A 21,305-nucleotide genomic window follows, 5' to 3' on the forward strand; every position below is an offset into this window, starting at 1 on the left:
CATTCTCGGGGGTGGCAACGCGGACCGGCCGCCGGGTATTCCCGTCAGTCCGCGACCGGCTCGGGCGCCCGCTGCAGTGCGGCCTGATCGCGGGAGAGTGCGATCGTCGTCCCCACCATGACGGCGGCGGCGACCACGATGACCGCGATCCCGGCACCGGAGACGCGCAGGCGCTCGTCGAGCACCGTCATCCCGAGGAACACCGCGATCACCGGCTCGCCGATCGTCATCGCCGGCAGCGACGCCGACAGCGGGCCCACCTGGAAGGCGCGCTGCTGCAGATACACGCCGACGATCCCGGACGCGAGCAGCGCGTACGTCTGCCACGCGCCGATCACCTCGACGAACCCGCGCTCGAACAGATCGGTCACATACTTGGTGAACGCCACCGCCACCCCGTACAGCGCGCCGCTCGCGGCGCCGAGCAGCAGCGCCCGCCGACCCGGGGCGACCCGCGGGGACAGGCCGACCAGCGTCGCGACCGCGATGGCGGCCACCACCGCGGTGAGCGGGACGGCCCACTGCGCCCACGGGGCGTCGACGCCGCCCGCGGTGGGATTGCCGACGACGAGGAACACCGCCAGCGCGGCGCTGAGCGCGACCGCCAGCCCCCACGAACTGCGCGGGAACCGGGTCCCCGAGAACCGCGCCGACAGCGGCAACGCGAACAGCAATGCCGTCACCAGTAGTGGCTGCACCACCAGCACCGAACCCAGCGCCAACGCCACCACCTGCATCAGGTAGCCGCCGCCGTCGCCGAGCAGGCCCGCCCACCAGCGGGGACTGCGCATCAGCGACGCGATGAGGGACTGCTCCTCCGGCACCTGCGACGCCGCGCTCTGCTGCGCCACCGACGCGCACGCGAACAGGAACGCGGCGACCAGTGCGCACAGGACGGAGGCGAGCATGGCGCTCAGGCACCCCCGCGGCGTCGCCGGCTGCGCGGCGCCGCACCGGGCCGGGCCCGACGCTGGTCGCCGCGGCCGGGCTTCTGCGCCCCGTCGCGGTCCTTCTGCCCGGCGGCGCCGCGGGGCGGTAGCGCGGTGCCGCGCAGCGACACCCGGGTCGGCCGCTCGTCGGCCGTCCGCTGGGGCGCCACCGGATCCGGGATGGGCACGCCGCTGGGACGGCGTGCACCGGTGATCGCGGCCAGCCGCGGGTCGTTCGGTCCGACCGCGATCGGTTCCGCCTCGACGCCGGCCGCACGCATAACCTTCGCCGCCGGGGCACGCTCGTCCTCGGTCACCAGCGTGACCACCGCGCCGGCCTCGCCGGCCCGCGCCGTGCGGCCCGCGCGGTGCAGGTAGGCCTTGGATTCGGTCGGCGGATCGACGTGCACGACGAGGGAGACGTCGTCGACGTGGATGCCGCGCGCGGCGACGTCGGTGGCGACCAGCACCGGTCGGGTGCCGTCGGCGAATTCCGCCAGCGTCCGCGTCCGGTAGCCCTGGGGCTTGTCGCCGTGCAGCGCGCCCGCGTCGATGCCGACGGCTCGCAGCTGCTCGTGCAACCGGTCCACCCCGTGCTTGGTCCGCACGAACAGCAGCGTGCGTCCCGCCCGGGAAGCGATCCGCGCGACGACCTCCGCCTTGTCCGACCGCTCGACGTACAGCACGTGGTGCGTCATCGTCTCGACGGACGCCTCCGGCGGCGCGGTCGCGTGCAGCACCGGATCGGTGAGATACCGCCGGACCAGGGCGTCGACCTCGCCGTCCAGCGTCGCGGAGAACAGCAGCCGCTGCGCCTGCGCGGGCGTCCGATCGAGCACCTCCGTCACCTGGGGGAGGAACCCGAGTTCGGCCATGTGATCGGCCTCGTCGACGGCGGTGACCACGACGTCGTCGAGCGTGATCGTCCCCGACGCGAGGTGATCGGCGATCCGGCCGGGCGTGCCGACGACGACGTCCGCGACGCGCGAGAGCCGCACCGCCTGCCCCTTGAACGGCACCCCGCCGACGAGCAGCGCGATCCGCAGGCCCAGCGCGAGCGCCGACTCGTCGAGCGCCTTGTCGATCTGGGCGGCCAGCTCACGGGTGGGGACCAACACGATGGCGCGCGGGCGACCCGGTCGGCTCGCCTTTCCGATCAGCCGCACCAGCATCGGCAACCCGAACGCGAGGGTCTTCCCGGACCCGGTCGGCGCCCGGCCGAGCACGTCCCGTCCGGCGAGGATGTCCGGGATCGTCGCCGCCTGGATGGGGAACGGGGTCTTCACCCCGTCACGGCCCAATGCGTGCACGAGCGTGGGCGGAAGCCCCAACTGTGCGAAGGTGACGTCGGAGCGGTCGGACATCGGGATGGGGTGCCTCCGTAAGGGCCGGTGAGGAACCGGGCCGCAGACCCGGGCACAGACGCAGCTCGCGTGTGAAGTCACAGGTTACCGCGTACGGCGGATGACAGAATTCAGCTTTTCCCGTGGACGATCCTCTCGCGCCACGGTCCACGAGGAGGTAGACGTGTCCGAATCCCGCAGTTCCAGGCCGTCGGTGTCCGACGCCGAGTTCCGGCACCTGCAGCGGTGCGTCGAACTCGCCGCCGAGGCCCTGCTGGCCGGCGACGAGCCGTTCGGATCGGTGCTCGCCACCGCCGACGGCACCGCAGTGGCCGAGGACCGCAATCGGATCGCCGTCGGCGACCGGACACGGCATCCGGAGTTCGAACTCGCCCGCTGGGCCGCCGAGAACCTGACCATCGACGAGCGCGCCGGCGCGACGGTCTACACCTCGGGCGAACACTGCCCGATGTGCGCGGCCGCGCACGCCTGGGTGGGTCTGGGCCGGATCGTCTACGTCGCCTCCACCGAACAGCTGGTGGGCTGGTTGACCGAGATGGGGGTGGCGCCGGCCCCGGTGAGCCCGCTGCCGATCCAGGCCGTCGCCCCCGGTGTCACCGTGGTCGGACCGATCCCGGAACTCGTCGAGGACGTGCACGTGCTGCACCGGCAACTCCACGGCGCCTGACCGCAGACGTGCGACGGGGGCGGACGCTGGTCGCGTCCGCCCCCGTCATCTGTCCGCCGACGAGGCTCAGGCCTCGATCTCGGAGCGGTCACCGCTCCAGAGGGTGTGGAACTTGCCCGGCTCGTCGATGCGCTCGTAGGTGTGCGCACCGAAGAAGTCGCGCTGGCCCTGCGTCAGGGCCGCCGGCAGGCGCTCGGCGCGCAGGCCGTCGTAGTACGACAGCGACGACGCGAACGCCGGCACCGGGATGCCGAGGGTGGTCGCGGTGACGACCACGCGACGCCAGCTGTCGATCGCGTTCTCGATCGCCTCGCGGAAGTACGGCTCGACAATCAGCGACGTGAGGTTCGGGTTGCTGTCGTATGCATCCTTGATGCGGTTCAGGAAGCGGGCCCGGATGATGCAGCCGCCGCGCCAGATGGTCGCCAGGTCACCCGGGGTGAGGTTCCAGTCGTACTCCTCGCTGCCCGCGCGGATCTGATCGAAGCCCTGCGCGTACGCGACGATCTTCGATGCGTACAGCGCGCGGCGGATATCCTCGGTGAACTGTTCGACATCGGTCGGCTTGGCGCCCAGGTCGCCCGACGCCAGGCCCTGCGCGGCCTTGCGCTGGTCACGCGAACCGGACAGCGCGCGGGCGAACACGGCCTCGGCGATGCCGGTGACCGGCACACCGAGATCGAGCGCGGACTTGACCGTCCAGCGGCCGGTGCCCTTCTGCTCGGCGGCGTCGACGATGACGTCGACCAGTGCCCTGCCGGTCTCGGCGTCCTTCTGCCTGAGCACCTCCGCGGTGATCTCCACGAGGTAGCTCTCGAGCTCGCCCGCGTTCCACTCGGTGAACACGTCGGCGATCTTGTCGGCGTCGAAGCCGAGGGCGTCACGGAACAGGTTGTAGGCCTCGCCGATCAGCTGCATGTCGGCGTACTCGATACCGTTGTGCACCATCTTCACGAAGTGACCCGAGCCGTCGGGGCCGATGTGCGTGCAGCACGGGGTGCCGTCGACGTGCGCCGAGATCGACTCGAGCAGCGGGCCGAGCGCCGCGTACGACTCCTTGGGACCGCCGGGCATGATCGACGGGCCGTTGAGGGCACCCTCCTCGCCGCCGGAGATGCCCGCGCCGACGAAGTGCAGACCGCGCTCGCGCAGCGCCGCCTCACGACGGATCGTGTCGGTGTACAGCGCGTTGCCGCCGTCGATGATGATGTCACCGGGCTCCATCGCGTTCGCGAGTTCCTCGATGACCGCATCGGTCGCGTCGCCGGCCTTGACCATGATCAGCACGCGTCGCGGCTTCTGCAGCGCGCCGACGAACTCCTCGATGGTCTCGGTGCGGACGAAATCACCGTCGCTACCGTGCTCGGCGATCAGCGCATCGGTCTTGGCGACACTGCGGTTGTGCAGCGCCACGGTGTGGCCGTGGCGGGCAAAGTTGCGGGCGATGTTGGATCCCATAACGGCGAGCCCGGTAACGCCGATCTGGGCGCGGGCAGCCTCGGTGCTGGCAGAGGTCTCGGTGGTCATGGTTACAGCTTCCCTCGTTACCCCCGCGAAACGCGAACCGGCCCCGCTGTTCGGGATATGGCACCCGTCACGCACATCGGCCCCGGCTGCCCGTCAACGGGCGGCCGGGGCCGATGCTCAGGTCTACCGATCGATCACCGACCGGTCCGCGTGTTACTGGTTGCGGCCGCGGCTCGGGCCGTCGAAACCGTCGTAGCTGCGGCGGTCGGTGCGGCTACGGAAGCCGCTCGAACGCTGCTCGGACGGCGCACCGCTGCTGCGGCGGTCTCCGAACGACCGGTTGTCGCGGTCGCCGAAGTCCCGGCGCGGGCCGCGATCGTCCCGGTTGCCCCGGAAGCCGCCGCCGTCGCCGTCGCGGCGGGGACCGCGGTTGTCGCGGTCGCCGAAGTCGCGGCGCGGGCCGCGATCGTCGCGGTTACCGAACGAACGGTTGTCGCCGTCCCGACGGGGACCGCGATCGCCGAAGCTGCGGTCGTTCCGGTCGTTCCGGTCGTTGCGGTCGTTGCGGAAGCCGCCGCCCCGCGAGTCGTTGCCGCGGAAGCCGCCACCGTCCCGGTTGTCCCGGTTGCCCCGGAAGCCGCCACCGTCGCCGTCGCGGCGCGGCGCACGGTTGTCGCGGTCGCCGAAGTCGCGGCGCGGGCCGCGGTCGTCGCGGTTACCGAAGGAGCGGTTGTCGCGGTCACCGAAGTCCCGGTGGGGACCACGGTCGTCCCGGTTACCGAAGTCCCGGCGCGGGCCGCGATCGTCGCGGTTACCGAAGGAACGGTTGTCGCGGTCACCGAAGTCCCGGCGCGGACGGTCACCCTGCGGGCGATCGTCCCGGTTGCCCCGGAAGCCGCCGTCACGGTTGCTCGAGTTGCCGCGGAAGCCGCCACCGTCGCCGTCGCGGCGCGGTGCACGGTTGTCCCGATCGCCGAAGTCGCGGCGCGGGCCGCGGTCGTCGCGGTTACCGAAGGAACGGTTGTCGCGGTCACCGAAGCTGCGGTCACCCTGCGGGCGATCGCCGTAGCTGCGCTGGCCGCTCGGACGATCGTCACGCGAACCGAAGTCCCGGCGCGGGCCACGGTCCCCGAAGTCGCGGCGCGGGCCGCGATCGTCACGGTTGCCGCCGCGGAAGCCGCCCTCGCGGCGCGGACCACGGTCGCCGAACGACCGCTCACGGCGATCGCCGCGGCCGTCACGCTCGCTGCGGAAGTGGCTCTCGCGCACCGGTTCTCCACTGGGGGTGCGGGCGCCGGTGATGGTCGCGAGCTCCTCAGAGCCCGGTGCCACGGGCACCGCGGTGGCGTTGACGCCGGCCATGCCCGTCAGACGACGGAACTGGCGACGTTGGTTCGGCAGCACGATCGCGGCGACCACACCGGCCTCGCCGGCGCGCGCGGTGCGACCCGCGCGGTGCAGGTAGTCCTTGTGATCGGCCGGGGGATCGACGTGCACGACGAGGTCGATGCCGTCGACGTGGATGCCGCGGGCCGCGACGTCGGTCGCGACGAGCACCGGGGTGCGGCCGTTCTTGAAGCGCTCGAGCACGCGGGTGCGCTGGTTCTGCGCCTTGCCGCCGTGCAGGGACTCCGCCGCCACACCCTGCTCACGCAGACGTTCGGTGATGCCCTCGGCGCCGAGCTTGGTGCGCGCGAACATGATCGTGCGGCCGCCCTCACGCGACGCGATCTCCGCGAGGACAGCGTCCTTCTGGCCACGATCGACCAGCAGCACGTAGTGGTCCATCGTGGTGACCGAGGCGCGGCCGTCCTGCGTGGAGTGCAGCTCGTGCTCGGGCAGGAACTCGCGGACGAGGGTCTTGACGTCGTTGTCGAGCGTCGCCGAGAACAGCAGCCGCTGGCTCTCGTCGGGGGTGTCGCCGAGCAGCGTGCGGACCTCGGGCAGGAAGCCCATGTCCGCCATCTGATCCGCCTCGTCGAGCGCGGTCATCTCGACGGAGTCGAGGATGCAGGTGTTCTGCCGCAGGTGATCGCCGAGACGACCGGGGGTGGCGACCAGGATGTCGACACCGCGGCGCAGCTGATCGACCTGCTTGGTGAACGGCGTGCCACCGACAGCGGCCTTGACGTTCAGGCCGATCGAGCCCGCGTACGGGGTCAGCGATTCGACGACCTGGAAGGCCAGTTCGCGGGTGGGCACCAGGACGAGGGCGCGCGGACGCTTGGGGGCGGGGCGGTCGTCGTGGCGGGCGAGGCGGGCCAGCATCGGCAGGCCGAAGGCGAGGGTCTTGCCCGAACCGGTCTGGGCGCGGCCGAGGATGTTCTTGCCGGCGATGGCATCCGGGATCGCCATGGCCTGGATCGGGGACGGGCTGATGATCGAGTTCCGGGCCAGCGCGGCGACCACGGGCTCGGGGAGCCCGATCTCGGCGAACGTCAGGCCGGGCGCCTCGTCGGTTTCGACGGTGCCGTCGGCCTCGGCCGCGTCCTCGGCGGACTCGGTCTCGGAAACCTCAGGAGCTTCGGTGGTCTCGACGGCGTCGGCCGTTACCTCGGTGGTCACGGTGTCGACCGTGGTCTCGGGAATCTCGACTGCTGGCTCGTTCTCGTTTCGAGCAGCGGAATCTTGGGCAGCATTAGTCACGCGGAATTACCTCTCCGGACGTCGGGCACGTCGCGGAGCGGGCTGTCACGCAGCCGCACGAAGAGACGAGCCAGGGCACAATTCACCTGGCCATCCGAGCGCCTTGCGCGGGTGAGATGGGGCTGTGTGCCTACATTGATTGATCGGACCGCGATGGCGGTCGCAAACGAGTGTACGCGATCTCGATCGGTGTCGAGGATCCGGCACGGCGCTGTGACCAGCGTTACTGCGCGCAATCAGCGATGGGACACCGAGAACAGGCGGCTCAACTCGACCAGCCACGGCACGGCCACGGCGATCGTGGGGATCACCAGGATCGCGGCCGCACCGATGTATGCGGCGACGGCGATGCGGACGTCTCCGGTCGGGTCGGTGAGGCGCTGCACACGCACCAGCGTGCTCGGACCGCCGACGGCCATCGCCCCGCGCGGTGCCGTGGAGCCCGCGCAGGTGACGAGCGCGCGGGCCAGTGGTGCCGGGCCGGTCACCTTCACCGCGGAATCGTCGGCGAGCAACTCGACGAGCAGTTGCACCGATCCGAGTGCCGACTTGGAGCGCGCGACCCGCGGGAAAGCTTGGTGCACAGCGGTGAAGGCCTCGAGCACGAGGTCGTGCCGGGCCCGCAGATGCGAACGCTCATGGGTGAGGATCGCGGTGATCTCGGCCTCGTTCAACGAGTTCAGCGTGCCCTCGCTGAGGACCACCCGCTGCCGGAGCCCGGGCAGGCAGTACGCGATCGGTTCCGCGGCGTCGAGCACGCGAACGTCCGAGATGCGGCCCAACGCGGACGATATGTCGACGTCGCCGCGATCGAGGAGATCGACGAGCATCCGGTGGCGGGCGCGGCGTCGCCGGGTGTGGATCGCCACCCGCACGATCGAGAAGATCAGCCGTGCACCGATCAACAGAGTCAGTCCGAACACGACCACGTAGAGGATCCACAGCGGAAGCCCCAGCGCGTCGATCTCGGCGGTCGGTTCCGTGGTGGGTCGGCCGTCCGGGCCCGGTACGAGCAGCCGGCTCGCGATGGCGAGCCCGGAACTGAATGCCGACAGCACGGCGGCCAGCGCGACGGCCTGCCACAGCACCAGGGCCGCCCGCGGGGAACGGAACGTCCACCGTGCGCGGCTGAGCAGGGCCGGCACGGGTCCCGTGAGAGCGAGCGCGAGCACCCCGAATGCCAGCGCCGTGGGGGCGTTCATCGTTTACATGTCATGGCAGGTGAGGGGTCTCAACTCGCGCGGCCGGTGCCCGGGCGGAGACCGGTCGGGCGGACCGGATCGCCGGTCTGCACGGCCTTGTCCGACTCCGACGCCTCGAGCGCGGCGAGAGCCTCACGCAGCGCGGCGGCCTCGTCGGCGCCCACCTGTCCCACGAAATGCACCAGTGCGGCGGCGCGCTCACCGGACGCGTCGGCCTGCTGCAGGGCATCGACCATGAGGCTGGCGACCAACTCGTCGCGTCCGTGCACCGGAAGGTACCGGTGGGCGCGGTCGTCGCGCTGCTGGATGACGAGGTGCTTCTTCGCCAGACGCTGCAGCACGGTCATCACCGTGGTGTACGCCAGCTCTCGTCGTGCGGCGAGTGCCTCGTGCACCTGCCGCACCGTCTGAGGTTCCGACATGGACCACAGGTGGTCCATCACCGCGCGTTCGAGCTCGCCGAGTCCAGCCATGCTGCGATTCTACGGACCGCCCGCTCCGAATGCTTACTACTGCCAGTAGTAAGTTTCGGCGCGTCGGTGTGGTATGGGTCGCACCGCCCCCGCGGCGCGGTATACCGGTGGGGGAAACGTCAGGGGCGGAGGTCCGATGTTCGGCTGGCTCGATCGTGTGTCCCTGGTGTCCGGGCCGCTCCCGGTGATCGTCGTAGTGCTCGGCATCCTCGGGGCGGGCTGGCTGTGCGCCGATCGCCGCCGGTGGTTCCTGCGGTGGGCGCTGCCGCTGTCGATCGTCGGGGCGGCCGCGATGACCGCGGCCCTGTACGTGATCGTCGAGCACGTCTGGCGGCCGTTCCCCGATCCGGTCGAGAAGCCGGTCTATCTGTGGATCGGGGTCGGGTTGTGGGCGGTGCTGCTGCTGGTCCCGCGGATCGTGGCCGGGCGCCGGTGGATGATCCCCGTCTCGGTCCTGGCGGCCGCTACGGTGGTGCTAGTCGCGGCGGTGCAGATCAATCAGGTGTTCTACGCCTATCCGACGGTGGGTACGGCGCTCGGTCTGCCCGACCCCGACCGTATCGACTTCGCCGAGGTGCCCCCGCCGACGGGACCGGTCGTCACCGGTCGCCCACTCGAGGATGCGTGGGCGCCGCAGGTCCCCGGCGGCATGCCCGACAGCGGACGGTACGCGTCGGCGCCGATCCCGGGGGAGACGTCGGGATTCGCGGCGCGCGACGCGGTGGTCTATCTCCCGCCGTCGTATTTCGTCAGTCCTCGGCCGCTGCTGCCGGTGCTGGTCCTGCTCGCCGGGCAGCCGGGATCGCCCGAGGACTGGCTGAACGGCGGCAAGCTGGCCGCCACGATGGACGCGTTCGCGCGCGCCCATCACGGACTCGCGCCGGTCGTGGTCGTGCCGGACGGCACCGGGTCGCAGCTCGCCAACCCGTTGTGTATGAACTCCAAGCTCGGGAACGTCGCCACCTATCTGGCGGTCGACGTGCCCGCGTGGACGAGGTCGCATCTACAGGTCGACCCGGATCCCCGCTCCTGGGCGGTGGCCGGTCTGTCCTACGGCGGGACGTGCGCGCTGCAGTTGGCGACGAACTACCCACAGGTGTATCCCACGTTCCTCGACTTGTCGGGGCAGGAGGAACCGACGCTCGGGGACCGGCAGCGCACCGTCGACGAGGCGTTCGGCGGCGACGAGGCCGCCTTCGTGGCGGCTAATCCGATGGATCTGATGAAGACGCGTCGCTACCCGGACACGGCGGGGATCATCGTCATGGGCGACCGCGACGACGCGTACCGCGGCGGCGCGAAGAAGGTGTTCGAGGCGGCGAAGAACGCGGGCATGGACGTGCAGTACGTGGAAGTACCGGGCGCCCACAGCTTCTCGGTCTGGTCCACGGGTCTACGGGAGGAACTCGACTGGCTGGCGAAGAGGATGGGGCTGATCTCGTGAACACGCTGCGGCGGTACGGGCGACGGGTCGTCGACCTGCTCCGGCACGGTGTCACCGGCGCCCCGGTCAGCGTCACGCTGCTCGCGGTGATCTGGGTGCTGGGCTTCGCGACCGCTTCGCTCGTGCACGGCCCCACCCAGCTCGTCGATCGGCACCTGGCGGTCGGGATCGGGCCGATCGAGCACTGGCGGCTGTGGACTCCGTTGACCGCCGGTCTGTGGGCGTCCGGACTTGCCGGCTATCTCGGTGCGACCGTTCTCGTCTTCCTTGTCGCGGCCCCGATCGAACGACGGGTGGGGTCGGGACGGTTCGCGGTGTCGGCCGCGGTCACCCAGGTGGCGGGGGCGGTCCTCGGCCTGGCTGTAGCGACCGTCGTCAAGATGCTCGACTCCGACTGGGGTTTCCGTCTGCACATCGGGACCGCGGTCGGCCCCACCACCTGGATCGTCGGCGTCGTGATGGTCGCCAGCGCGTCGATGGACACGCTGTGGCGCCGACGCATCCGCGTCGGACTGTTGGCGCTGACGATCACGCTGGTGCTGTTCGCCGGACAGTTGCAGGACGTGATCCGGTTGGGTGCCGTCGTGGTGGGCCTGTGTCTCGGGCCGTGGATCGTGGGCCGGTCCGCGCGCGGGCCCCGGATCTCGGGGACCCGGCGCGAGGGGCGGGTGCTGGTCGCGATCGTGGTCGCGGCCACCTCCATCGGCACCATGCTCGCGGCGCTGTCGCCGCACGCCGTCGGGCCGCTCGCGGTGCTGCGCGACCTGTTCCGGGGCGTGCCCTGGACGGCTGCCGAGGTGCGCGAGATCTGCGAGGCGTCACAGACCGATCCCGACTGTCGGCGCGGCGAGCTGGACCTGCGGCTGTCCGGCATCGGCCCGACGCTGCTCAGCCTGATGCCGTCGGTGTTCCTGCTGGTGCTGTGCGACGGGCTGCGGCGCGGCCGGCGGTTCGCGTGGATCGCGGCCACCGTCGCGCAGGTGGTGCTGTTGGCGCTGTCGCTGTTGAACTTCGTCGTCCGCTACATCGACGTGGCCGACGAGGAGACGCTCTTCTACGGCCTGGAATCGCCCAATGTCTACCGCACACTCATCCCGTTCCTGACCCCGCTGGCGCTGGTGATCCTGCTGCTCGCGACGCGGAAACTGTTCGATGTCAAGGCGCCCCCGAAGACGTATCTCCGGATGTCCGCCGAGCTGGGGGCGCTGGTGGTCGGGCTCGGTGCCCTCTATGTCCTGGGCGGGATGTGGGCGCGGGGCGGCTTCGACCGCCGGCCGACCATGACGACACTGATCGCCGACTTCCCCGAACGTCTGGTCCCGCCGGTGTACCTGCAGATGCTCGATCCGCGGCTGCTGCCGGTCGACTGGGCGTCGACCTTGCTCTACGAGTGGACCGGCGTCGTGTTCTGGGTGGTGGCCTGCCTCCTGGTGGCGGGCACATTCCTGCGACCCGCGTACGGGGCCGAAAGCGGCGCGGCGGAGCGGGCCCGGGCGATCCTCACCTCCGGGTCGGGCAGCGCGCTGTCGTGGATGACGACCTGGCACGGCAACTCGTACTGGTTCGGCGCCGCCGGCGACAGCTACGTGGCGTACCGCGTCATCGGCGGTGTCGCGCTCACCACCGGAGGGCCGGTCGGCCGGCGCGACCGGGTGCGGGACGACGTGGTCGGGTTCGCCGAGTTCGCCGCGTCCAACGGCTGGACACCGTGCTTCTATTCGGTGACCGGGGACGTCCGGGCCGCGGCCGAGGACCTGGGCTGGGTGGGTGTGCAGGTCGCCGAGGAGACGGTGCTGGATCTGGGCTCGATCGCGTTCACCGGCAAGAAGTTCCAGGACGTGCGCACCGCGCTCAACCGCGCCGCGAAGTCGGGGATCACCGCCGAGTGGATCAGCTTCTCGACCGCACCGCTGTCGATCACCGACCAGATCACGGCCATCTCCGAGGAGTGGGTGGCCGACAAGGGGATGCCCGAGATGGGGTTCACGCTCGGCGGGCTGCAGGAGATGGACGACCCCGAGGTGCGTTGCCTGATCGCCGTCGACGAGCAGCGCACCGTGCACGGGGTGACGTCGTGGCTGCCGGTGTACCGCGACGGCGTGGTGGTGGGCTGGACGCTGGACTTCATGCGCCGGCGCGCCGACGGTCTGCACCAGGGCTTCCGGCCGGCGATGGAGTTCCTCATCGCGTCGGCCGCGATCACGCTCGAACAGGAGGGCGCGGAGTTCGTCAGCCTGTCCGGGGCGCCGCTGGCCACGGTGCAGCAGGGCGACGACACCGTCACGGCCGCGCCCGCGGGCGACGTCCGGCCGGGCCTGTCCGAGGCACTGGACTCGGTGCTCGAGGTGCTGGGCCAGACCCTCGAGCCGGTGTACGGGTTCCGGTCGTTGCTTGCCTTCAAGTCGAAGTTCCAGCCGCGGTACGACCCGATGCACATGTGTTTCCCGGACCCCGTCGCGTTGCCGAGCATCGGCAACGCGGTAGGCCGCGCCTACCTGCCCGAGGTGTCGTTCGGGCAGGGGGTGCGCCTGGTCCGAACCCTGATCCGGCGGTGAACCCGGTGCTTCGGCTGTTACTTTCGCCGACCCCGCTTCTGCCGGGCAGGATTCGGTCGGGCGCCTGGTCGGGGCCCGGCGGCCGGCCGTCGTTCGGCAGTCTCCAACTGTTTCGCCGATTCCTCCCGGTCGATGCGGGCGAAGACGAGGTGCTGCTGGCCGTAGGTCCAGACGTTGTTGCTCACCCAGTACAGCAGGATCGCGATCATCAGGAACGGTCCGCCGACGAGGACGCCGAGTGGGAAGCCCAACAGCATCAGCTTGTTCATGATCGCCGACTGCGGGTTGGCCGCCGCGTCCGGACGCTGCCTCCGCACCGATGCCCGGGCGTTGAAGTGGGTGGCAAGGCCGGCGAGCACCATCAGCGGGACGGCCACGGCGGCGATCGTGGCCACGGTGGGGACTCCGCCGTACGGAGCGAATGACGCCAGGGTGCTCTGCGGACTGGCGATCGCCGCGGAGATCGGTGCACCGAACAGACGGGCGCTCAGGAACGACTGGACATCGGTGGCGCTGAAGATGTAGTTCGGGGTACTGGCGTTGGCTTCGGGAGTCATTCCGAGTTGGCCCAGCCCGGTTCCGGTGCGGTTGAACGAGCGCAGCACGTGGTACAGACCGAGGAACACCGGTACCTGCACCAACACCGGCAGGCACCCCATCAGCGGGTTGAACCCGTGCTCCTTCTGCAGTTTCTGCATCTCGGTCGCCTGGCGTTGCCGGTCGCCGGCGTACTTCTGCTGCAGGGCCTTGATCTGCGGTTGCAGTTCCTGCATCTGGCGGGTCGTGCGGATCTGGTTGATCGCGGGTTTGAGCAGCAGAACGCGCAGGGTGAAGACCAGGAACACCACCGCCAGCGCCCAGGCGAATCCGTTGTCCGGGCCCAGGATCGAGCCGAACGCCTTGTGCCAGAACCACAGGATCGCGGACACGGGGTAGTAGATGAAGTCGAGCATGGTGAGCACCTCTTTGCTGCACGACGCGGCGTCACACGGCATCGTGCGGGTGGGAGTTCACGCCGGTGTCCTGTGCGGACTCGTGACGGAGTGGAAAAGGGACGGTCGACCGAGGCGGCCGCACAGCATCAGCGGTGCTATGCGGCGGCGAGGACCTGTCCGGGTGCTCGAGGCCGACGGGGGCGGCCGGGGGTGTCGGGGGCGCTCTGCCTGCGGAACGCGCCACGCAGCCGCTGCTCTTCCCGGGGTGGGCCGGAGGCCGATTCGGTCAGCGAGTGCAGTCGGGGCAGCACACTCTGCCCGGCCACGGCGAGCAGAAGAAGGACCGCAACCGTGGCGCCGACGACCGCAGCCGGCCCGTCGATCGCCGTTGCGGCAACCACCAACGCCAGCACGGCCATCCACGTGAGCTGAACAAGGGTCAGCCGGCGCGTGAATACAGACCGGATCCGTGCCATGCGACAAAGCTTAGCGAGCGATCTCCCACGTTCGCAGGATGCGGCGTTACGTCGAGGAGTTCGCTCAGCGATGACCGGATCCGGCATGGTCCTCCGGACGCCTCGCTCCCGGGGTCGTGCCGGTGTCGTTTCGGGGCCCAGGCCGGCGGGCGAGGGTGATGCACGTGATCGCGGTGACTGCCATTGCCGCCATGCCGATGCACGCTGCGCTCGTGTAGGCGTCGTCGGTCGGGAAGAGTTCCCCGGCAGGGGTGCCGGCGGCGAGCATCAGGCCGCCGACAGCGCTTCCGATGGAGAACCCGACACTGCGCACGACCTGGTTGAAGCTCATCGCGCTCGACGTCTCACTCTTCGGGGTGACGGCCAGAATGACTGCGGGCATCGCGGCGGAGAAGCTCCCGACACCGAAGCCCAGGATCGCCATCGACACCAACACTTCGGTGAGATTCGAGCGGGCAACGGCAAACAGGGCGAAGGCGCCGAGCACGACGATGGCGGTAGCAGCCAGGAGCGCGGGTCCGCCGATTCGGTCCCGCAGGCGAGGAGTGAGTTTGCCGGAGACGAAGCCCATCAGGGAGAACGGAACGAGGACGAGACCGGCGACGAAGGTGGAGAGCCCGAACCCGTAGCCGGCGCCGTGCGGCGTCTGGGCGTAGCGCGTGATGAGGGTCACCAGCAGGTACATGCCGATGCCGCCGACGAACATGGCGGCGTTGGCTCCGGCTACGGCCGGGTGTCGTATCAGCCGGACATCGACAAGGGGCGCCTTCGCGTGGCGTTCGTAGGCCGTCCAGACGCCGAGCAGGAGCACCGCGACGACCGCCAGGGCCACGGCGAGGCCGAGATGCCGGTTCCACAGGCTCGTCTCGCTGGCGAGGAGAAGAACGAGGAGCAGTCCGGCGGCCAGGAGCAGCGCGCCGGGTACGTCCACCCGGGCCGAGCGCCCTTCGGGCGGCACGGGCATGCTGCGCAGGGCCGCGACTAACGCAACTGCGGTGACGACCACGCCGAGCCCGTAGGCGGCGCGCAGGCCGCCGAGCTCGGTGAGCAGTCCGGCCAGGGGGTAGCCGACGCCGATTCCGATGGTGGACGCCACCGACACCAGCGCGATCGTCGAGACCGCGCGATCTTCGGGAAGATGGTCGCGGGCCACACCCATCATCAGCGCGGTCAGCCCCAACCCGACACCTTGTGCGGCCCGGCCGACGAGCAGCCAGGCGAACGGCAGGGGAAGGGCGGTGAGCACGCTTCCCGCCACCACCACCCCCAGCGTGACGAGAATGGTGCCCCTGCGATGCGGGCCGGCCCCCAAGCGGCCCAGGACGGGCGTGGCGATGGCGCCCGTCAACAAGGTGATGGTCAGCGTCCACTGAGCGCTGGCGAGCGAGACATGCAACGTGGTGGCGACGCTGGTGATCAGCGGTGCCCCGAGGCTGCCGACCGCGGCGACGACCAGGGCGATGAACACCAGCGAGGGAACCAACAGGACGGAACTGTTCTCGGGCCGCTCCGCGGCGGTTCTCGAAACCCGCTGCCTGCCGTCGGGTCCACCCGTCTCCTGGCGCTGCTCCATGCGCCGTAGATTACGGAGCCCGACAGTCGGGCGTGATCACGCGCGGTTGTGCCGGTCGCGCCAGTCGAGCCACGGTCGCAGTGGGCTCAGGTCGTAGTGCGGGCCGCCGATCGTCCACGTGAAGAGGGTGAAAACCAGGTCGAGCAGCTGTGGTGGTGTGGTACCGAGCTGTGGTGACACGGGTGCGCTGCGTTCGATCTCGTGAGGATCGCGGCCGGCGGCCGCGCAGTACTCGTCGAGCAGGGTGTTCTTGCGGCCGAGGGTGTCCAGATCGCCGATCCCGTGCCAGATGTCGGCGTGGCGGGCCACCATCGGGAGCGTCTTCTTCTCGCCGCCGCCGCCGATGAGCAGAGGGATCTTCCGAACCGGGGGCGGGTTGAGCACCGCGAGGCGGTGTTCGATGCGTGGCAGCGCGGCGGCCAGATCGTCGAGGCGGCTGCCGGCCGTGCCGAATGCGTAGCCGTACTCGTCGAAATCCTTCTGCGCCCATCCGGATCCGATGCCGAGGATGAGCCGTCCGTCGCTGATGTGGTCGACCGTGCGGGCCATGTCGGCCAGGAGGTCGGGATTGCGGTAGGCGTTGCACGTGACGAGCGGGCCGATCTCGATCCGGTCGGTGGTCTCGGCCCACCCGGCGAGGGTCGTCCAGCATTCGAACGTCTTTCCGGTCAGGTCGCCGGACGGGGGGTAGAAGTGGTCGTAGTCGAACACGATGTCGACGCCGAGTTCTTCGGCCTCACGCACGGTTCGGCGGATGGCGTCGTAGTCGGCGTGCTGGAGCTGGATGTGCAGTCCGATGCGAACCGGATGTGTCGCGGTAGCCACGGGAGCGCCTCCTGATGTGGGGTCAGCTCCTCCCAATCATTGCGGACCGGGAACCGGGAACCGCAACGAAACGACACCGAATCGACGCACGTGGAAGGGGCGGGGGCCTCGTCGCGGCCGCGCCGATTGGTTGACGTGGTTGACTGTCGGGTGGCAGGGTGTGGTTGACAAGGTTGACGGGCGAGAGGACTGGGCAGTGACGTCGTTGGTCGAGCAGGAACGCGAACTGATCGAGTTGCTCACCCGGCGGGTGCACAGCACCTTCGCGGCCGCGGCCGAGGCGGGGGTCCCGGCCGAGACGTTCGCCGACGTCGAGGCGATCGCCGACGCAATGTCGGCGGCCCTGCCCACCAGCCACGTGTACGACCAGATCGTCGGGCCGTTCTACGACACCTCTGGTCTCACCCGTTGGTGGCGGGTGAGCCGTCAGGCCGTGAGCAAGAAGGTCGCCACCAACGCGCTGATCGCCTGTCGGCTCGACGACGGCCAGTGGGTGTACCCGGTGTGGCAGTTCACCGCCGGCGGCGCCGCGCATCCGGCGCTCGTCGAGGTGTGGCGGATCCTGCGCGGGGCGGCGGACGCGTGGACATGCGCGTTGTGGCTGTGCACGCCGCAGGACGCGCTGGACGGCCGCTCCGCCGCGGACTGGCTCGTCTCCGACGGCCCCGTCGAACCCGTCCGCGTCGCCGCGCGCGCCGACGCCCAACGGTGGGCTGCATGACCCGTGAGGTCGTCGCGCTCGGTCTGCCCGGCGCGAGGTCGCTCGACGGATTTCCCGGGTGGTCGCTGACCACCCGCCGACGGCTGCTGCGCGGGCATCGCACGGCCAACGGCGCGTGGTGGTTCGCGTCCTCCGGCCGCGGCCGGTTCGACCTCGACGACCCGGACGGCACCTGCTACGTCGCCTTCGACGAGCGCACCGCGATCCGCGAGACGGCGGGGGAGGTGCTGGCGTCGCTCGGCGTGATCACCGACGAGTTCGCCACGGAGCGTTCGTTGTCGGAGCTGCGGATCCCCACCCGGCGGCAGTTGGCCGACACATGCGCGGAGACCGCCGCGGATTTCGGCCTCACCCGGGAGCTGTGCACCGTCACGCCCTACGACGTGCCCCGGCAGTGGGCGACCGCGCTCGCGGCGCAGTTCGACGGCGTCCGCTACCAGAGCCGCTTCACCACCGGATCGTCCGCGTACGCCGCCGCGCTGTTCGGCCCGGCGGGTGCGCGCGACGACTGGCCCGCCGACGACGCCCCGGAGCCGTTCGCCGCCGCCGCGCGCCGATGCGGGTTCACCGTCGGGGCGATGCCCCGGGCCGTGCGGATCGTGCAGCCACCCGGACAGTGACGGCCGAGCGCGCGTCGCGGCGGCTACCCGTCGCTCGGGGACGCCGCGAGTAGGCCGAGACGCCGCAGATCGGCGATGTACTTGTCGATCAACGACTCGGTCAGATGCGGCACGTCCGCGAACCCGTCGATTCCCGCCGATTGCACTGCGGCGCGGAACTGTTCGGACGGCGGCTGCGCCTCGGGCCTCGCGGGCGCCGGGTGCGCGTAGGCGCTCAGCAGGGGCCGCACGGAGTGCTGTCGCTGGTTGTCGGGCAGCGACTCGATCGCAGCCTCGAAGCGGGCGAGCCAGTCGTCGTAGTCGTCGATCCGCTCGATCGGGTGACCCGACGCGACGAGCCAGTCGACGAACCGGTCCAGGGAGATGTCGTCGTCGTGCGTGTTGAGCACGTTGAAGGTGCGGAAGCCGCCGGTGACCTGCGCGCCGAGGGTCGTGATCGCCTCGGCCGTGAAATCGGCGGGCAGCCCGTCGTAGTGGGCCCGTTGCCGGTGGCCCGCCGCGTCCAGTCGGTAGAAGGATCGCGGCGCGATCCCGGTGGCCACCAGGCTCAGCATCAGGCGGGTGAACATGTCGGGCACATTGAGCTGCCCGGCATACCGGCTGTGCGCGAGAATCATGTCCGACCGGAACACCGTGACCGGGAGCCCGCACAGGTCGTGGGCCTCGCGCAGGAGAACCTCGCCCGCCCACTTGCTGGTGGCGTAACCGTTGGCGTACGACGCGTCGAGTGCGCGGGACGGGCTCGCGGCGCGGACGTCGACGTCCTCGCCGATGAACCCGCCGCCGGGCAGGGCGGTGACCGCGACCGTCGAGATGTAGTCGACGGGCTTGAGCCGTGCAGTGATCGCCAGCCTGACGATCTCGGCGGTGCCCACCACGTTGGGGCCGAACAGTTGGCTGTAGGGCAGCACGTGATTGACGAGGGCCGCAGAGTGCACGATCAGATCGACCGAGTCCGCGAGTCGGCTCCACGTCGGCTGGTCGAGCCCCAGATACGGATCGCCGACGTCCCCGGCGAGCACCTCGAGATGATCGTCGGCCAGGGCGCGGAACCGCACGGACAGGTCCTCGTCGCCGCTGTCGATCGCGGCGACGATCCGCTGCCGGGCCTCGGCCGGATCGGCGCCGCGGGTGATGCAGATCAGCGTCCCACCGGTGCGGGCCAGCCGCTCGAGCCACGCGAGGCACAGGAAGCGGCCGAGATACCCGTTGGCCCCGGTCATCAGGACGGTGTCCACCGTCCCGGTCGGCGCGGGCAGCGACGGCGCGGCGGCCAACGTGGCGGCGTCGATGAACGCGTCCAGGCGCAGGCCCTCCGCGCGGGCGATGGTGGTGCCGCGGCCGTGCACCGACGCGAACGTGGGCCGGGTCGCGGCCGAACTGCGTTCGCCGTCGAGGTACTTCGTGATGGTGCCGAGGGTCGCGATGGGGCTCACGATCGTCTGCACCGGCACATCGACGTCGAAGAGCTGTTCCAGTGTCGTCGCGAACGTGAACGCGGCCAGCGAATCTCCGCCGAGGTCAGCGAAGCCGGCGTCGTCACCGTCGGGAATGTCCGCGTCCGGCACCCCCAGTGTGACGGCGGCGGCGCGGCGCACCGCCTCGAGCGTGGGCAGGTCGGCAGCGGCGGCGCGCAGTTCCGCGAGCCGGGTGTCCTGTCCTGCGGCGATCTCGTCGTACATCGCTTCGAGCCGCGGCCCGTACAGGTCCGCGAGGGCGGGGCGCAGCAGCTTGCCGATCCCGGACAGCAGCCCGTTGTCCCGAGTGAACGGCTCGGATTCGAGCAGGAAGTCGCGGGGGATCTCGTAGGAATCGAGGTCGATGTCGTCGGCGATCTGCTGGAGCGAGGCCGCGATCAGGGTGTGCGCGTCCCCGTCGCCGACCGTGTCGGGGTTCGGCACGATCACCGCGAGCAGGAACGACTGTTCACTGCTGCCGTAGATGAAGATCTGCCGCAGGTACGGGCTGGTGGAGTACACGGATTCCAGCTTGGAGATCGCCACGAACTCGCCCTGCGAGAGCTTGATGACGTTGTTGCGTCGGTCGAGGTAGACGAGACGGTCGGGCGCGGTCTCGGCCATGATGTCGCCGGTCTTGTAGAAGCCGTCCCGGTCGAAGATGCTCGCCGAAAGTTCGGGGTGCTTGTAGTAGCCCGGGATCAGGTTCGTGGACTTCACGCACAGCTCGCCGCGCGGATACGGTTCGTCGCCGGTCAGGTAGCCAAGCTCGGGGACGTCCACGAGCTTGTAGTCGGTCACCGGGGGCCGCAGGATCCGGCCGTTGCGCAGGACGCCGCCGCCGGTCTCGGTGGAGCCGTAGCCGTCGTTCACCGTGACGTCGAGCGTCGATTCGACGAAGGAGTGCATCGCCTCCGACAGGGGCGCGCTGCCGCACAGGGCCGTGAGCACCCGTCCGCCGAGGACGTTCCGGCGCAGGTCGGACTTCACCGCGTCGGGGCTCGCGCCGGGAGGCCGACGGTCCAGCTCTCTCCGGTAGCGCTGGAAGATCATCTCGCACACGCGCGGAACCAGATTCAGGGCGGTGGGGCGCGCCAACGCGATGTCGTCGAACAGCGAGGACATCGCGTTGCGCGCGGCGAAGTACCCGGTGCCGCCCGACGAGAGGGTGGTCACCAGCCATCCCAGCCCGAACACGTGGCTCAGCGGCATGTACTGCACGTGGATCGCCGGCACCCGGCCGTCGACGTCCGCGTCCGGACCGCGCGACCGCTGCCACATGCGGGTGACCATGTCGGTGGTGTACATCGCCCCCTTGGGGGCGCCCGTGCTGCCCGACGTGTAGATCAGCATCGCGAGCGGATCGTCGTCCTGCGCGGGGACGAACGCCGGAACCGCCGGCAGCGCGGCGCCCCGGTCCAGTTCCTCGGCCAGCACGCGGGGCGCCGTCTCGGCGACGATCGGTGCGAGCTGCCTTGCCGTCGAGCTGGACTGCAGGGGAACCGACACGGCCCCCAACCGGATGCAGGTCAGATCGATGACCGCGTAGTCGATGCTTGTGAAGCCCAGCACCGCCACGAAGTCACCCGCGCGGACACCGCCCGGCAACTCCGCCTGCCACGAACGGGCCAGGGCGGCAGCCCGCTCTCGCAGTGCACGGTAGGTGATCGTCTCGAACCGCGGCAGCAGCGCGACGGTGGTGCGGCCCGAGTCCGGATCCGTGGTGAGCGTGTGGGCCCGGCGGCCGAGCGCGGGACGATCGGCGTAGCCGTCCAGATACGCGGCCACGACCTCCGACAATCGCAGCCCGCCGCGTCGCGCGGCGGCGGTCACGGCCAAGTCGGGTGCCGCGGCCCGGAACTGCGGGTCGGTGGTGGACAGGTCCTCGACACGGTGGACGAGGCGCTCGTCCACAGGGGTTTCGGCGGTCATGGTGCCTCCCGCCGCCATT

At 70.5% G+C, this 21,305-nt stretch carries 14 protein-coding genes and 2 pseudogenes; 5 read left to right on the forward strand and 11 right to left on the reverse strand.

Features of this window, described 5'->3' with window-relative positions:
- Nucleotides 1-44 precede the first annotated feature (44 nt).
- Both J2X34_RS04205 and J2X34_RS04210 read right to left on the reverse strand, forming a co-directional pair.
- Nucleotides 45-908, reverse strand: a complete 864-nt coding sequence (locus J2X34_RS04205) for a DMT family transporter (protein ID WP_429516195.1) — start codon at nucleotides 906-908, stop codon at nucleotides 45-47.
- 5 nt (nucleotides 909-913) lie between these two features.
- Nucleotides 914-2,293: a DEAD/DEAH box helicase gene (locus J2X34_RS04210; RefSeq protein ID WP_114723533.1), complete on the reverse strand. Its 1,380-nt coding sequence runs from the start codon at nucleotides 2,291-2,293 to the stop codon at nucleotides 914-916.
- Nucleotides 2,294-2,456: 163 nt separating this feature from the next.
- Here J2X34_RS04210 and J2X34_RS04215 point away from each other — a divergent pair, with 163 nt between their 5' ends.
- On the forward strand, nucleotides 2,457-2,960 hold the full coding sequence (locus tag J2X34_RS04215) for a nucleoside deaminase (RefSeq protein WP_429516196.1): 504 nt from the start codon (nucleotides 2,457-2,459) through the stop codon (nucleotides 2,958-2,960).
- Between the two features lie 66 nt (nucleotides 2,961-3,026).
- On the opposite strand, the gene gndA is transcribed toward J2X34_RS04215, so the two are convergent.
- From gndA to J2X34_RS04235, 4 genes and pseudogenes are all read right to left on the reverse strand, one after another.
- Nucleotides 3,027-4,487: an NADP-dependent phosphogluconate dehydrogenase gene (gene gndA / locus J2X34_RS04220; RefSeq protein WP_429516197.1), complete on the reverse strand. Its 1,461-nt coding sequence runs from the start codon at nucleotides 4,485-4,487 to the stop codon at nucleotides 3,027-3,029.
- Nucleotides 4,488-5,039: 552 nt separating this feature from the next.
- Nucleotides 5,040-7,016 (reverse strand): annotated as a pseudogene (locus tag J2X34_RS04225) (DEAD/DEAH box helicase); the annotation flags it as partial.
- 293 nt (nucleotides 7,017-7,309) lie between these two features.
- Complete coding sequence (locus J2X34_RS04230; protein WP_114723536.1) at nucleotides 7,310-8,275, reverse strand: M56 family metallopeptidase; 966 nt, start codon at nucleotides 8,273-8,275, stop codon at nucleotides 7,310-7,312.
- Nucleotides 8,276-8,304: 29 nt separating this feature from the next.
- Nucleotides 8,305-8,748, reverse strand: coding sequence for a BlaI/MecI/CopY family transcriptional regulator (locus J2X34_RS04235; protein ID WP_114723537.1), 444 nt, complete (start codon nucleotides 8,746-8,748; stop codon nucleotides 8,305-8,307).
- A gap of 136 nt (nucleotides 8,749-8,884) precedes the next feature.
- Here J2X34_RS04235 and J2X34_RS04240 point away from each other — a divergent pair, with 136 nt between their 5' ends.
- Both J2X34_RS04240 and J2X34_RS04245 read left to right on the forward strand, forming a co-directional pair.
- Nucleotides 8,885-10,192: an alpha/beta hydrolase gene (locus J2X34_RS04240; RefSeq protein ID WP_429516198.1), complete on the forward strand. Its 1,308-nt coding sequence runs from the start codon at nucleotides 8,885-8,887 to the stop codon at nucleotides 10,190-10,192.
- Nucleotides 10,189-12,747, forward strand: coding sequence for a phosphatidylglycerol lysyltransferase domain-containing protein (locus tag J2X34_RS04245; RefSeq protein WP_429516199.1), 2,559 nt, complete (start codon nucleotides 10,189-10,191; stop codon nucleotides 12,745-12,747). The genes J2X34_RS04240 and J2X34_RS04245 overlap by 4 nt, the downstream gene beginning before the upstream one ends.
- Nucleotides 12,748-12,779: 32 nt before the next feature.
- Here the strand turns inward: J2X34_RS04245 and yidC are convergent.
- The 4 genes and pseudogenes from yidC to J2X34_RS04265 all read right to left on the reverse strand — a co-directional run.
- Nucleotides 12,780-13,700: pseudogene (gene yidC, locus J2X34_RS04250) on the reverse strand (membrane protein insertase YidC); the annotation flags it as partial.
- 137 nt (nucleotides 13,701-13,837) lie between these two features.
- Nucleotides 13,838-14,158: a DUF6412 domain-containing protein gene (locus tag J2X34_RS04255; protein WP_114723540.1), complete on the reverse strand. Its 321-nt coding sequence runs from the start codon at nucleotides 14,156-14,158 to the stop codon at nucleotides 13,838-13,840.
- Nucleotides 14,159-14,222: 64 nt separating this feature from the next.
- Nucleotides 14,223-15,731, reverse strand: a complete 1,509-nt coding sequence (locus tag J2X34_RS04260; RefSeq protein WP_429516200.1) for an MFS transporter — start codon at nucleotides 15,729-15,731, stop codon at nucleotides 14,223-14,225.
- 36 nt (nucleotides 15,732-15,767) lie between these two features.
- Nucleotides 15,768-16,556, reverse strand: coding sequence for an LLM class F420-dependent oxidoreductase (locus J2X34_RS04265; RefSeq protein ID WP_429516201.1), 789 nt, complete (start codon nucleotides 16,554-16,556; stop codon nucleotides 15,768-15,770).
- 196 nt (nucleotides 16,557-16,752) lie between these two features.
- Between J2X34_RS04265 and J2X34_RS04270 the strand changes: the two genes are divergently transcribed.
- Nucleotides 16,753-17,277 (forward strand): hypothetical protein, encoded by a 525-nt coding sequence (locus tag J2X34_RS04270; RefSeq protein WP_429516421.1) that lies wholly within the window; start codon nucleotides 16,753-16,755, stop codon nucleotides 17,275-17,277.
- Nucleotides 17,274-17,897 (forward strand): RES family NAD+ phosphorylase, encoded by a 624-nt coding sequence (locus J2X34_RS04275; protein WP_429516202.1) that lies wholly within the window; start codon nucleotides 17,274-17,276, stop codon nucleotides 17,895-17,897. Before J2X34_RS04270 ends, J2X34_RS04275 begins: the two co-directional genes overlap by 4 nt.
- Nucleotides 17,898-17,920: 23 nt before the next feature.
- Here the strand turns inward: J2X34_RS04275 and car are convergent, their stop codons facing one another.
- On the reverse strand, nucleotides 17,921-21,286 hold the full coding sequence (gene car, locus J2X34_RS04280) for a carboxylic acid reductase (protein ID WP_429516203.1): 3,366 nt from the start codon (nucleotides 21,284-21,286) through the stop codon (nucleotides 17,921-17,923).
- Nucleotides 21,287-21,305: the final 19 nt, after the last annotated feature.

Origin of the sequence: Rhodococcus sp. BE178, assembly GCF_050433545.1 — a bacterium.
In the GTDB taxonomy this organism is placed as follows: Bacteria; Actinomycetota; Actinomycetes; order Mycobacteriales; family Mycobacteriaceae; genus Prescottella.